At 48.8% G+C, this 13,890-nt stretch carries 12 protein-coding genes and 1 pseudogene; 11 read left to right on the forward strand and 2 right to left on the reverse strand.

The features are described 5' to 3' along the window. The first annotated feature begins 142 nt into the window (after positions 1-142). The 5 genes and pseudogenes from ABXS70_RS27545 to ABXS70_RS27565 all read left to right on the forward strand — a co-directional run bounded on the left by ABXS70_RS27545 (position 143) and on the right by ABXS70_RS27565 (position 5,473). On the forward strand, positions 143-1,315 hold the full coding sequence (locus tag ABXS70_RS27545; RefSeq protein ID WP_342553344.1) for an acyltransferase: 1,173 nt from the start codon (positions 143-145) through the stop codon (positions 1,313-1,315). A gap of 383 nt (positions 1,316-1,698) precedes the next feature. Continuing rightward, a complete protein-coding gene (locus tag ABXS70_RS27550) occupies positions 1,699-1,848 on the forward strand; it encodes a hypothetical protein (protein ID WP_342553343.1) in 150 nt (49 codons plus the stop codon). Between the two features lie 1,130 nt (positions 1,849-2,978). Beyond that, a pseudogene (locus tag ABXS70_RS27555) lies at positions 2,979-3,407 on the forward strand (HNH endonuclease); the annotation flags it as partial. Between the two features lie 210 nt (positions 3,408-3,617). Next, entirely contained in the window at positions 3,618-4,277 is a 660-nt protein-coding gene (locus tag ABXS70_RS27560; protein ID WP_342553342.1) for a TVP38/TMEM64 family protein, read from the forward strand. Positions 4,278-4,399: 122 nt separating this feature from the next. After that, positions 4,400-5,473, forward strand: coding sequence for a DUF1835 domain-containing protein (locus ABXS70_RS27565; protein WP_342553341.1), 1,074 nt, complete (start codon positions 4,400-4,402; stop codon positions 5,471-5,473). Between the two features lie 41 nt (positions 5,474-5,514). Here ABXS70_RS27565 and ABXS70_RS27570 read toward each other — a convergent pair whose 3' ends face one another. Continuing rightward, on the reverse strand, positions 5,515-6,042 hold the full coding sequence (locus ABXS70_RS27570; protein ID WP_342553340.1) for a cupin domain-containing protein: 528 nt from the start codon (positions 6,040-6,042) through the stop codon (positions 5,515-5,517). Positions 6,043-6,195: 153 nt separating this feature from the next. On the opposite strand from ABXS70_RS27570, the gene ABXS70_RS27575 reads away from it, so the two are divergent. Continuing rightward, entirely contained in the window at positions 6,196-7,197 is a 1,002-nt protein-coding gene (locus tag ABXS70_RS27575; RefSeq protein WP_342553339.1) for an NAD-dependent epimerase/dehydratase family protein, read from the forward strand. 186 nt (positions 7,198-7,383) lie between these two features. Here ABXS70_RS27575 and ABXS70_RS27580 read toward each other — a convergent pair whose 3' ends face one another. Next, complete coding sequence (locus ABXS70_RS27580; RefSeq protein ID WP_342553338.1) at positions 7,384-7,560, reverse strand: CsbD family protein; 177 nt, start codon at positions 7,558-7,560, stop codon at positions 7,384-7,386. Between the two features lie 188 nt (positions 7,561-7,748). Between ABXS70_RS27580 and ABXS70_RS27585 the strand changes: the two genes are divergently transcribed. The 5 genes from ABXS70_RS27585 (at position 7,749) to ABXS70_RS27605 (ending at position 13,874) form a co-directional block, all read left to right on the forward strand. Further along, positions 7,749-8,693: a hypothetical protein gene (locus ABXS70_RS27585; RefSeq protein WP_342553337.1), complete on the forward strand. Its 945-nt coding sequence runs from the start codon at positions 7,749-7,751 to the stop codon at positions 8,691-8,693. A gap of 64 nt (positions 8,694-8,757) precedes the next feature. After that, positions 8,758-10,638 carry a sigma-70 family RNA polymerase sigma factor gene (locus ABXS70_RS27590; RefSeq protein WP_342553336.1) on the forward strand — a complete coding sequence of 627 codons (1,881 nt, stop codon included), beginning with the start codon at positions 8,758-8,760 and terminating at the stop codon, positions 10,636-10,638. Between the two features lie 628 nt (positions 10,639-11,266). Then, positions 11,267-11,704 (forward strand): DUF1641 domain-containing protein, encoded by a 438-nt coding sequence (locus tag ABXS70_RS27595; RefSeq protein ID WP_342553335.1) that lies wholly within the window; start codon positions 11,267-11,269, stop codon positions 11,702-11,704. Positions 11,705-11,729: 25 nt separating this feature from the next. Continuing rightward, positions 11,730-12,911 carry an NAD(P)/FAD-dependent oxidoreductase gene (locus tag ABXS70_RS27600; RefSeq protein WP_123064009.1) on the forward strand — a complete coding sequence of 394 codons (1,182 nt, stop codon included), beginning with the start codon at positions 11,730-11,732 and terminating at the stop codon, positions 12,909-12,911. 318 nt (positions 12,912-13,229) lie between these two features. Then, the gene (locus ABXS70_RS27605) at positions 13,230-13,874 is read left to right on the forward strand and encodes an SDR family oxidoreductase (protein ID WP_342553334.1); all 645 of its coding nucleotides are present in this window, start codon (positions 13,230-13,232) and stop codon (positions 13,872-13,874) included. Positions 13,875-13,890: the final 16 nt, after the last annotated feature.

Genomic DNA, 13,890 nt, shown 5'->3' on the forward strand with positions numbered 1-13,890 from the left:
ATGTGAATTGGACTGAAAAATTAAAAAATATTAAGAGATTAGACTACACATGTTAAGCAATATGGCTTTTAATAGATAGAGAGTTTAATGGACTAAGTCATATTTAACATATCGACGAAAACATGAAGGAGAACCTCTAAACATGACTCAAACACTGAAAAGAGAACGAATCCCGGAACTGAACCTCGTACGGGCGATAGCCATTATCGGTGTGCTTTTTGTGCATTCTACCTCCAGTGCTACGCTGGAAATGACGGATTCCAGGTATTACTGGCTGTACAACTTTATTAATATTTTTATGAAATACGGTACGCCGACCTTTATTTTTTTGAGCAGCTTTGTGCTGTTTTATAACTACTATACCCGTCCGCTGGACAAGAAACTGGTCAGTAATTTCTACAAGAAGCGATTTGTCTATATTTTGCTGCCCTATTTCCTGTTCTCTATCTTGTATTTTGTCGTACTGCATAATATGTACTATCAAGGACGGCCATTTAATGAGTCGCTCATCACTTTTATAGAGAAGTTATTTACAGGTAAAGCTCACACGCATCTGTATTTTGTGTTTATCAACATGCAGTTTTATCTGATCTTTCCACTTGTGCTGTGGCTGCTTAAGAAATATCCTGCTGTGGTAAAGTGGTCTATACCGATCGGGCTTCTTATTCAATGGGCTTTTATCGTAAGTAATAAATATGGATTCCAAGTACCCAATAAGGGGAGCTGGGCATTTTCCTATTTTTCCTACTTTATGTTAGGAGCTTTCATGGGAGTATATTTCCCGAAAATCAAACAATGGTTTGTACTCAGCCGGGAGAATGCATCGAAATGGCGCTTGGCCTCATGGATTTTGCTGTGGGTTGTGTGGATCACGGCGGGGCTGGCCCATGTCAGTATCTATTACTTGCTGCGGTTGAAGATTGCGACGTATAACACATTGTGGTACGAGCTCTTCTGGAATGTACACACGTATGCCTGTGCGTTAGTTATTATTCAAATATCAATTTGGCTTTATCATCATGGTCCTTCAATCGTGGTCAAACCGCTTAATCGGCTTGGCGCATTGTCTTTTGGCGTTTATCTGATTCATCCGTTCTTCCTGCTTTTTTACCGTGAACATCCTCCGCAAACCGGTGTGTCCTGGTTGATTCACCTCTGGTACGCGGGCGGGTTTGGCATCGCACTGATTGCTTCATGGATTGTGGTAGGACTTGCGGCGAGGTTTGTTCCTTATGCATGGGTCCTGTTCGGTAATCTGCCCAAACCCAAACTGCGTCTTGTCCCGCAGCAGCAGTCCGGGCAGATGGATGCCTGATAGACAACAGGCTGCATATGATCTTGGTGTGTCTGAAAACGCTGAAGGAGGCAGGTTTGCCGAATTTTCGGTTCCCAGCCAGAAAATTTACTGCAGACGTGTCGGGCACGTCAGGAAAAGTGGCGTATCAGGATGCGAAAAGGTGAAATAAGAGATGCACTTCAGCAGGTTTCAAGATTTGAATTGATCTAGTTAGCCGTTTCCAGATACAGCCTTAGGGTGACTGGAAACGGTTTTTTTTGGTACTTCCGCTGCATGGTGCTGATGGTTATTCCGTTATTATGTCGTGGGAACGAATGTTTCTTTTTCTGAATGGAAGGGTAATCATAAGGCGGAATGATAATATACAGCAAACTTCGAAGACAGGATCAAGGTGATCAAATATGACTAGATGTGAACAATGCGGGAAACCGATGCAGGATATATTGGAATATGTAGAGCACATTCTTCACGAATGCAGTGAACAAACCCCTGAGTATAAGTCGGAAGATTACAACGCGTATGGCAATGAGGGTGTTCACGAGCAGATGTGATACAATAGAAAGAAACCGGATTCATTCGGAACCGAGGTGACAGCATGGAGACAGGACCAGCCCCTTCTCGCCAAGTAAGGGCAGCTCACGAAACAAGACAAACCAAGACATGTATGTATTGCGGAGAGCAGCGCCCTGCGTCTGATTTTCGGCGCAGAACAGGGAAGCGTGCGGGTCCCGGAGCCAGACGCGGCGCATGCCGTCGTTGTCGTCAGCTTGGTACACGGGACGAACATCATGGGCGGGCAGCAGTGGTACCTGATGCTTCGATGCTTCCCCAGGCCCATGATGAGACGGATAAGAACCTTAGACAGGGCAAGGCTCAGCCTCGGGTGACGAATGAACGTGAACGGAATACGCATGGCTCAGTGAAGCAGCGCGGAGAGAATGCTCGGGAAAATAATCCGGAAAGCCGTGTGCACTCAGATGTAACAATAGAATCAGCACCTTCCGATCATAGTGGTCCGGCTGCGGATCAGATATTGAAGGATGCGGCCATTTCGTCAGCTTCCTCCTCGGGCAGTCAGCGAAAGAAAAGACGAAGACGGCGGAAAAGAAAGCCGTCGGAGATGATAAGCGCTCATACCTCCGGGGAAGTGGAGTCTGAGCGCGAGTCATCCACCGGGCAGGATGCGGTGGATGATTGGAGGCCGGGCGGAGAGTATCCGCCCGGCGAAGCCCATTCGCAGGGCGCTGCCGCTGCGAATGCACAAGGCAGCGCGCAGCGGGCACGCAGACAAGCTGCCGCTGCCGTTCCAGCCGCCGAGCAGGCATCGGCGGTTGGGGCACTGCTGCCTGCTTCGCCGCAAGACCAGGCAGCAGCGCCTTTGCCTGCGGCTGCGGATCCAGCGGCCGCAGCCCGGCCCAAGCGCAAGCGGCGCCGCAAGCGTGCGGCCGCACTCGCGCCCGGCGCAGGGCAGGCCCGCAGCGGAGCTGCCGAGGCCCCTGCGCCGGAGCTAGGCACTGCCCGTGGCGATGCCAGCACGGGCAGTGCACCTGCAGCGGCGAAGGCACAGCCAGCCGCTGCAGGACGCGAGCCATCCCATTCCAGCCGCAGTCACGGGGCTGGAATGGATGGCAGGCCGCGGCGTCATCACACGCCGCCGGCCATTGACCCGGAAGATCCGGCTTCGCTCCGGACCAATCGGCAGGGCATGGTACGCATGCGCGGCAAAACCGACAAGGGAAGACGCTGGCATCAGGAAGTGGATATGGAGCTTGCGGTTACGCTGGTGAAGGAGAAAGCAGCTGTTGTGGTCAATCGGTACACTATTCGCCGATTATTCAGCAACAAGGATTTCAAGCGGTTTATTCTGGACCGGGACAACTATACCTGCTATTTCTGTGGCTCCTATGGAGATACGATTGATCATCTTCTTCCACGGGCAAAAGGCGGTCATACCACTCCGCTCAACTGTGTCTGTGCCTGCAATCTATGCAACCAGTCCAAAGCAGCGATGGATGCGGAAGAATTTATGCATTCGGGCATTCCCGAGTGGAATGCGGCCCATCAGGCGGAACTGCTTGAGCTTGCGATGCAGGAAACGGGATTGGAATGAAAAATTAAGCAAACCAGCCTGCTGTATTGGATTGGATAGGGATACAGAGGTTGTTATATGAGAAGCACACCTAGACGAATAATCGGGTGTGCTTTTTGGTTTGGCTGTCCATCCGAATATTTCTTCAAATTGACAACGATACTGCCTTCCAATGTACGTTATACTTGGAGGGCGGAGATCGAACAGATCAAATAGATTGGATGGATGTGGATGACACCAGCAGCACTTGATATTATGTCATATATCACGGAAGAAAATATTCGGTTTTGGCTGGAGAAATTCCGTTCTCTGGGTCCACTGCCGGGAATTTTACTAACGTTTATGAAGTCTTTTGTACCGCCACTGCCAACGTTATTAATCGTGGGTGTTAACGGGGCAGTGTATGGGCTGTGGGCAGGTTTTTTGTACTCCTGGATCGGTATGGTGCTTGGTTGTACTGTGACATTTCTGATTGTACGGGAGATCGGGAAATCTGCTTTTGTGGAAAGGTGGGCGCGTAAACCGCGTGTGCAGCGCAGCATGGTTTGGATTCGCCGTAATGCATTCAGTTATGTATTCCTGCTCAGTATTTTTCCGGTAGGTCCATTCGTCATCATTAATGTGGCTGCGGGGATCGCCCGAATGCGTCTGTTATCCTTTCTGCTCGCGGTTGGAATAGGTAAAGGTATCATGATTTTTTCTGTAACGTATATCGGTTCGAACGCAGCGCAGTTTCTGGAGCATCCGGTACGCTGGATTGGCGTAATTGTGTTCATTGCAGCTTCTCTATGGGCTAGCCGAAAATTGGAGCGTCACTTTACCCGGCTCAACCCGGATCAGAATGAACAGAAGCCGCTGCACCAGGCATCAGGGAATTCCATATCTTCATAACTTGAGTCAGGCAAATACCATGGGTAGAGCAGTGGCATGCTGCATGTCCATTTGAAATTGAATTTAAATTTTTAACGGCTGCTGTCCGTGAGCATGTCAATCTAATCAAGGGAGGTCTCTGGATGATTAAAAGTGTCTTTGATTTTGATAACGAACTGCATCAGATGAATGAGGAAGAGCTGAGATCGCTGCTGCGCGAGCTTTATCTGCGAACAGATATGGCGCTGCATGACAAGAGCGGAGAAGCGCATTACACGCAGTTTGCAGAGAGACAGCAGCAGTTGTTCAGCCGCCTGCATGAAGAGCGAAAGCTGCAAAAGGCGGGACGCCCACTGCCCGATCTGCAGCATGCACAGGAAATTCATATTGCTATTGGTGAATCGCCTCTGGGAAGTATCAAAGTAGCCTTGGGAAAATTCCCGGGTCGGGAAAGTCGCCGTTTTTTTTCACTGAATGATTATTATGGCATCGGTCCATTGGGAGATTTGACAGACGCATGCGCGCTGCAGCGAAGGCACTTATGGCTGCTGGAACGGCTTCACCTGACAGAGCATGGAAGTTATCTCCTGCAGGGTCTGGAGCAGCTGCGGCATTTAGAATCATTTATGAGTTCAATTGGTGAAGAGATCAAGGTCATGATCTGGTATGCAAACAATGGTCATGAACGAACCGGCCTGCTCTATGCTCTTCATCTGCTGCGTCATCGTCAAAATCCGATTAAACTAATCGATACCACAGCGCTGTACTCCGTTCTGTTTGAAGGTTCTGAACGGCATGTCCTCCACTTGGGTGAGCTGACGTCCGATCAGCTGTCCATGATGTGGGAGCACAGAGGGAATGCCGATCCGTTATCATCAGAGCAGCGGAACCTTCTGGAGCAGGAGTGGTTGGAACTGGCCGCACAGCCCGGAACACTGAGAATGTGGAAAGACGATGCGGTTTGCAGCGTGCCTGAGGACAGTCTTGATGAATTCATTATGGAACAGGTAGCAAAACTTACTGCCGAACGGACAACAGGTGAATTCATCAATACAGCTCGTGTTGTGGGAGAAGTGCTGGGCAGCCTGCCTCAGGCTGTCGGTGATTCCTTTATTGAATATCGGGTGCGTCAGCTTATACTTCAGGGCAAGCTCGACATGGAAGGCAGCCCTCGTGCCATGCGTTTCTATCGTGTCCGAATGACAGGCACAGTCTAGTTCTCGACAAGCATTTGTAACCCTGTTATATACTGCGATGTTTAGACACTATAATTTTGCCACAGCTTCGTTAACGGTCCATCTTTTCCATACACCGGGTCTGTCTCCGGCAGTGGAACCTCTTGAATCTCTCGCAGCACGTTTGGGCGCTCCCCTTCTTCCCCTGTACGTGTGTTGTAACTCATCCCTCCGGGATAGGCGCCGGCGATTCGAAAATCGGAACTGGCCTCCAGACGTTTATGGCCGGTTCCGGCAGGCAGTACAACGACATCTCCGCTCTCCAGATAAACTTTCTTTCCTTGCTCACCGCCAATAATCAACTTCACAAATCCACTCACTACGGCAAGAGCCTCATGGGCATTGCTGTGATAATGATGATAATCAAATACACCGTTGATCCAGCTGTTGCCCCAGCCGTTGCGATTCAAGCGGGATGCAGCATGGGCAGGCTCGATACGCCAAACCCCTTTGTATAAAAGCACAGGCAGAACTGGATGGTTTGGAATAACCCCATCATCTTGAAAATGCATACGTTGAATCTCGTTGTAATTGGGTTTTGGATCACTCATCTTGATTCACCTCTTTCCATTCATTAACCTGTCATTACAGGAGCAAACAAAAAAATATTGTAAAATGATACAAAATGTATCATTTTAAGTTTATACTGATGTCATAGACTCTCTTCACAGTGCCCGATGTATAAATGTATAGGGGGAAAGTGTGTGAACATTGTGGTAACCGGAGCTTCTGGATTCGTTGGATTTCATCTTTCGCAGTATTTGGCACAAAAGGGGCATCAGATCACCCTGCTGGATCAGGACGACTATTGTCAGAGACTTGTTCACCTCTCACCACTGCATGACATGCCTTATATCCAGTGCAACCTTGCTGAGGACAGCCTCCATCTGCCCCACAACACGGATTACATCATTCATCTTGCTGCTATGCCTCACGTCGACTATTCATATCATCATCCCGCAGAGGTGTTCCGCAATAATACACTCAGCACACAAGCGGTCCTGCAGTATGCTGCAGACCGTAACATTCCTCTTTTACTAGCTTCATCCGTTGAGGTGTATGGCGGTGAATGGGGCAGGGTTTACAGCGAGTCTGATCCTTATGCGCCTGTCTCCCCATATTCAGCTTCGAAAGCAGCCTGCGAGATGTTGGCACATTCTTATGCTCAATGTTATCAGCTTCCAGTGAACATATTTCGTTTAACCAACCTGTATGGGCCATGGCAGCTGCCTGACCGTATTATTCCGCGCAACTTTGGACGGATGCTGGATGGACTGCCGCTCGATATTCAAGGGTCAGCTGTTCGGGACTTTCTGTATATTGATGATGCTGTGCGCGCAATAGAGCAGATTATGATCCGCAGTCAAGACGGACAGACCTATAACATTTCTACCGGAATCGGAACAACGATGCAGGAGATTGGCATGCTGCTGGAGCCGCTGGATCAATCTGCTGCTGCAAAAGTGATACGGGAACAGGAGCCCACGCAATCCAGAGGTTCAAGCCTCGTTGTTCATTCAGGCAAGCTGCGTGCAGCGTTTGGCTGGTATCCAAAGACTACACTGGAGCAGGGACTGGAGAAAACGTTCCGGTGGTATCAGGAGCATGCCGACTGGGTCAGGCTGTTCAGCAGGGAATATCACACAACGCGTGAAAGCCGCAGCTTTATTATTGATATGGCGCGTTACTCGGTACCTGCGATGTAAATCAAACGAAAAAAGCCAGGGAAGGGTGGTTGTTTCAACACCTTCCTTGGCTTTTTTGTGCCTCCGTCACCTATATCAAATGCTCAGAACCGAATCTAAACATGGACAGTCAGGCTGGTTTACCATGCTCCAGCCGTCTTCATGCAGGATACGCACAGACCAGCTGAGTATGCAAACCCGACTGCATTATTCGTGATGTTTTTTCACATCGGCCACTTTATCTTGAACGGCCCCTTTGGCCTTATCCATTTTACCCTCAGCCTGAAGGGACTTATTGTTCGTTGCGTTACCGACTTGATCCTTCACTTCGCCTTTGGCTTTGTTAATGCCTGCTTTAATTTTATCGCCAGTTGAATTACTCATATCGAACATCTCCTTCGTTGTCTGGTGTAGTCCTTATTAACCGGGCTGAAGAATATTTAAACGTTCACGTTCAGAAGACATTTAAAATTTGTTCTGCAGTTTTGTCAGATTTCATCTCTTTGTGAAGTCATCTAAGTAGAGGCATTTTTCAAGGATGCCGCACCAGATCAAGAGGAGATGTTATGATTATGAGTAACTATATCGGGAATGCTGCGTACTGTTATGCCAACTCTGCTGCAATGTTATTATCGTCTATTGGAGAGCGTATTGAACCGGGATTGGTGGAAGTGCTGGGTGGATTTTCGTTGGGGGCATTTCTGGCACCGAATGAGATCCTTTACTTTGATAACTGCAGCCAGAGCCCAGACTATGCTGTAACCAAAGCATTGAATATTCTAGGTTTCACGGTGAAGGAAAAGGCGTATGAACGCGGCTGCGACATGCCATTGGATGAGCTTAGGGTGTCTTTAAGCGAAGGTCCGGTCATGGTTGGACCGCTGAACATGGGGAAGCTCAATTACAATCCCAATTACAGAGCACTTGAAGGTTCTGATCATTATGTGTTGTTATTACGCCTGGAAGGCAATGAGGTGCTGCTGCATGATCCGGCGGGATTCCCTCATGTGTACTTGGGACTGGAGCAGCTTGAAGAGGCATGGAGATATGAGTTTCCTTGGAGTGCAGAGGTGTATCGCAGCTGGTGGCGTCCTGAGCGTATAGAGCATCCGGACAGAGCAGAGGTAAATCGGCGGGCTTGTGTCTGGTTCCAGACAAGTATAGTCGAGCAGAACAGGGATAAGGTGTACACAGGCAGGACGGGAGCTTCAGCGATCCTTCGCAAGGCAGAGCAGATCCGCTTGGGCGATCTGAGCGATAATGAATGGGCACATTATGTCTATTTTACACTACCGGTAGGTGCACGGCGGGCGGAGGATTACCGTCTCTTTTTTGAAAAGATAAACCCCGCATTATCTGCTCTGAAGCATACCCAGTCCCTGCAGATGGGAGCATGTCAGAGCCGCCTCGTATCCCGCAGCTGGGGGGAAGCTGGTGAATGGATGAAGAAGCTGGCTGATACAGAAACGAGAATAGAGGCAGAGATGATGAGGATGGAGCTTAATGAAGCTCGATGAATCTTGATTGGATCAGCAGAAGGGACAGATCCGGTTTATGACTGTATAGAGAGGAGACAGGGATATGCATGAAGTACCGACTGGCAAACAATATAAGGACATTACAGCTCAAAGGTCTGACCATCACTCATGGATCTCTGGTGATTACTCCGGGATGCCGGATCGTATCATTGTGCAGCACATCCAGCAGGGAGACAGTCAGGCATTTGAAGAAATGGTGCGTCGATATCGTTCACAGCTGCATCGCTTCGTACGAGGCATCATACAGGATGAAGGCCTTGCAGATGATGTGGTACAGGAAGGTCTTATTCGTGCCTTCATGCATATGGATCAACTGCTGGATGCTGATCGTCTGCTCGCCTGGCTGCAGCGAATTGTGAAAAATCAGGCATATTCTCAAGTACAGCGAAGAATCCGTTTGAAAGAACAATATTTTTCGTCTTTTGCAGTCAAAAGGGACCATTCATCCGTCGGGGCTTTCTGGAGTGAACAGGATTCCTTGGACCAGCATCTGAACCAATGGATCGGTCCCACCCAGCTGCATGCACAAGAACAGTTTCGCGACCCTTTTTACGCAGCCGCTGCCCAGGACCTGAATCAGTATATTTATCAACTGCTGGCTGGACTTCATGAGAAGGAACGGCTTGTTTGTTATCATCACTGGATTGAACATATGTCACCCCAGGAAATTGCAATTCATACCAATCTATCTACAGCTAATGTGTATCAGATCCTGTCCCGTTCCCGCAAAAAGGTAACCAGGCATCATATTCAGCAAGCTGTGAATGAAATGCTGACAGAGAACATCCCTTCCCTACTCCAGTGTGTGGTGCTGAGGGAACCGCAGACATTCCGATCTCCTCAGACATGTAGCTCTGCAGCAGCAGCCATTCATGAGATGTTAAGCTATATAGGTCCGTCGGTATCTCTACCCATGGTTATGGGCTGCAGCGGGCTGGCCTTTCGGATCACCATATATCCAGCCGATATCCATATTGCGGGACCCACGGCTTATAATTTTAAAGAAGTGCTGGGCAGAGGACTGCGGCACATGGGTTATCTTCCTTCTGCTGTTGAGGCAGCTTCCAGTGAAGCCGGACTGAATGCTAATCTGGTTGATCCCGCATGGCTGCAGGATGCTGCGAAGGACAAGCGCATACTGAACCCCAGACTGGTTCGGGCACTTTCAATGATTCGCTACTCGGTATCCAGGGGCCTTCCAGCGGTCGTGTGGGATTTGAACATTCCTGAGTTCGGATTGATCTATGGCTATGATGATCAGATTCGTAAACTGCATGGTGTGGATTATATTCAGGCAGCTGCAGTTCCATATGACCATCTGGGGAGGGGTGTGAATGAGGAAATCTTTGTGCTGACGGTGGAACCGGAGCGTATGCGGGAGGAGATTCATGTTCAAGCCGTGCTTCAGGTTATTCTGGCACACTATAAGGGGTATGACCCTTATGCAATGCCAGGTACGATCTGCGGCTTGGGTGCGTATGCCGCTTGGCGGGAGGCTTTGAGGGAGGGGAAAGTCGAGCCTAATGGACATGCTTATAATATTGCTGTGCTGCGCGATGCAAGGCATTATGCCCGTGAGTTCTTCAGGGAATTATCGCAGCTGTGGACAGAGTCAGCTGATCAACAGACCAAAGTACGTCTGAATGATGTTCAGGATGTACGGATGAGAATGGATGTGAACCGCCTGATTGCTTTAAGCCAATTGGCAGAGGAGCAGTATCGTTTAATCGCAGACAGATTATATAGGTTAGTGCAGTATTTTCCCTTCCCCGATGGCGGGAAGCCGAATCATAAAGTTCATGCAGACAAGGCCATCTCTGTGCTGCATGATGTGGAGCAGATGGAGTATTCTGCTGTAACCATTCTCGAAGAGATGCTGGCTGCGCTGGAGAACATGGAGCGGAATCTGCAAGATACAGATTAGGCACATGGCATGTAAGTCTGCTGTGTGTTTTTGCATTCTCGTGCGAAGATGTTCATACTTGAGTGGGAAAGATGTTTGAACTGCAAGAATAAGGGCGGGGCTATCGCTGCATAATAACCAAAGTGACCAAATTCGTTGCATGAACGGTAAATTTTTGGGAATCCACTCCTGAAAAAACGTTCATCATGCACTTTCATATGTGCTTTTCGTACATATGGTTTGTTGTGATCATGTCTTAATACCACATATGGTAGCTTACGGGGTTTGGTAAAGAATAAAGGCCATTCCTGACGAGTCCGCACACCTTGACAAAAAGATCGATTTTGTTACAATGTTCACAATATCTTCACAAGTGTAAAAAATTTCTTTTTCATGTTCATGTGTAAGAGGTGTAATATAAGGGTATAGAGTTCGGTTTCGGCCTGCTTGTCGTTTTGTGCGTCAACATGTGTTGTGCGCAATAGACCCAACATACCATGCATACGTGAGAGTGGTCTCTGGCTGCGCTTATCCTAATGTGTGAAATTTGGTACATTTAGTGTATTGATGTATTTGTGGTTCGGCTCAGCTTGACAGGCATCATGAAAGTTGCGGACTTCTATCCCAAAGTAAAGGAGGACTTTCTCTTATGTCACAATCGCCTACTCAACAAGAGGTGCCGGTAACAGAAGGCGCCGAGCGCCAGTCCCTGGACGTACTGGATCAACTGATGAAGCCTGAGGTACAGGAGTCTTTAACTGTCTTGGTGGAGAACCTGCCTAAATTGGCTGAAATGGTTACTGCAATGACGAAAGCTTACGACTTCGCACAAGGTATCGCTACAGACAAAGTTCTGATCAGCGACACGATGAGTGCAATGGGTGAGTTCGCTAAACCTGTTGTAGACAAAGCTAAAGGTGTAGCTTCTGCTGCCATCGAGGCAAATGACCGTGCGCAAACGGAGCAAACTTCGGTTGGCCTGTTCGCTATGCTCAAAATGCTTAAAGATCCAAACGTACAGCAATCGCTTCGTTTTGCTCAATCTTTCCTGAGCATCTTGAACGAGCGTCAACAATCGAAACGTTAAGACTTAGAAAGAACGGAGGATGGATATGTCGAAGCAAATTTTGATCTTGGGTGGAGGTTACGGCGGTCTGTTGACTGCGCTGACTGCGCGTCAGTACTTGACTCCGGAAGAAGCGACAATTACAGTCGTGAACCGTTATCCTACGCACCAAATTATTACGGAACTGCACCGTCTTGCTGCAGGAAGCATTGCTGAGCAAGCTGTTGCTCTCCCGCTTGAAAAATTGCTGCGTGGTAAAGATGTGAACCTGAAAATCGATACGGTGGATACAATCAAACCGGACGAGAAGAAAGTTCTCATGACCAGCGGCTCCACATACTCTTACGATGCACTCGTCGTTGCTCTGGGCAGCGAAACAGCATTCTTCGGAATTCCGGGACTGCAGGAGTACAGCTTCACGCTCAAATCGGTTAGCGATGCAAACCGTATTCGTGCACATGTTGAAGCACGTTTGGATGCATACAAACAATCCGGCAACAAAGCAGACGCTACGTTTGTTATTGGCGGCGGCGGTTTGACAGGTATCGAACTGGTTGGTGAATTCGCTGACCTTCTGCCAGGCGTATGCCAACAGAAAGGTATCGATTTCAATGATATCTCCCTCTATACAGTAGAAGCAGGTCCTTCCATTCTGGCTGGTTTCCCGCCAGAGCTGGTGGATCGCGCGAAATCCAGTCTCGAAAAACGCGGCGTGAACTTCATCGTTGGCGTAGCGATTACCGAGATGAAAGAAAACGAAGTATTGCTGAAAGACGGCAGCTCGATCCCTACGAACACACTCGTATGGACAGGCGGCGTACAAGGTAATGCGGTTGTTGCAAACAGTGGAATTGAAGTGGATCGCGGCCGTGCAAAAGTAACGGAAGTGCTGCAATCTACATCTCACAAAGACGTGTTTGTTGCTGGTGACAGCGCAGTGGTCTTCCCTAGCGAAGGCGCTCGTCCGTACCCTCCAACAGCACAATTGGCTTGGCAAATGGGCGAAACCATTGGTCACAACCTGGGCGTAATGTTCAAAGGTGGCGCAATGGAATCCTTCTCGCCAATCTTCTCCGGTACACTGGGAAGTCTGGGTCGTAAAGACGCTGTCGGCATGATCGGTGGCAACCAGACTCGCCTGAAAGGTCTGCCTGCAACCATGATGAAAGAAGCAAGTAACATCCGTTACCTGTCCCACATCCATGGCTTGTTCGCACTGGCTTATTAATCTATAACACCAACGTTAAAGGGCGCCTATCAGGTGCCCTTTTTTTGTGTTTCTATAAAATGAAATTCTTCAGATCAAGGTACGGAACACATATAGGTATGAACATGGATCGTTATACAGATATTAATGGAATGATAGAAACGGATCGAAACCAGACGGAAACGAAAAGGGAAAGAAACAAGAACGGTGCATAGAAGTGGTGCACCGGCAGTCTGCGCTTAGAAGCGCCGGCTTTCGTTTAAAAGATAAGATGGGGATGCGTCATATTATAGTCAGAGAGCGACGGTGCTCTTTGCGCATTTGAGAGGAGAATGAACGATGAATGTATTGGTGATTGGAGCAAACGGACAGATTGGTAAACACTTGGTGGAGCAGTTGGCCCAGGAAGGTAAACATCAGGTCACGGCCATGATTCGCAAGCCGGAGCAGGCAGACGCACTGAAGGAACTTGGTGCCCAGGTGGTCATGGGTGATCTGGAGGGCACAGTTGATGAGCTTGCCGAAGTGATGAAGGATCAGAATGCCATTATCTTTACAGCAGGTTCCGGCGGTTCAACAGGCGCGGACAAAACACTGCTCATCGACCTGGACGGTGCGGTGAAAACGATGGAGGCTGCAGAGAAACAAGGTATTTCCAGATATATTCTGGTCAGCGCCTATGGTGCCGATCAGCGCAGCAAATGGCCGGAGGAGATCAAGCCGTATTATGTGGCGAAGCATTTTGCAGATCGGGCGCTGTTTGCCAGTGAGCTGAACTATACCATTATTCGTCCCGGAGGTTTGAAAAATGAACCGGGCACTGGCAAGGTGAGCGTAGGTGCGGACCTGAAACCGGGCAGCATTGCGCGTGAGGATGTGGCGCGTGTAATTGCAGCTTCTCTGCAGGAAGAGAAAACCTACCGAATGGCCTTTGATCTGGTAGCTGGAAATGACGCCGTACCGGATGCTTTGGGCAAACTGTGAACAGATGTTGTAGAAT

Source organism: Paenibacillus sp. AN1007, from assembly GCF_040702995.1.
In the GTDB taxonomy this organism is placed as follows: Bacteria; Bacillota; Bacilli; order Paenibacillales; family Paenibacillaceae; genus Paenibacillus.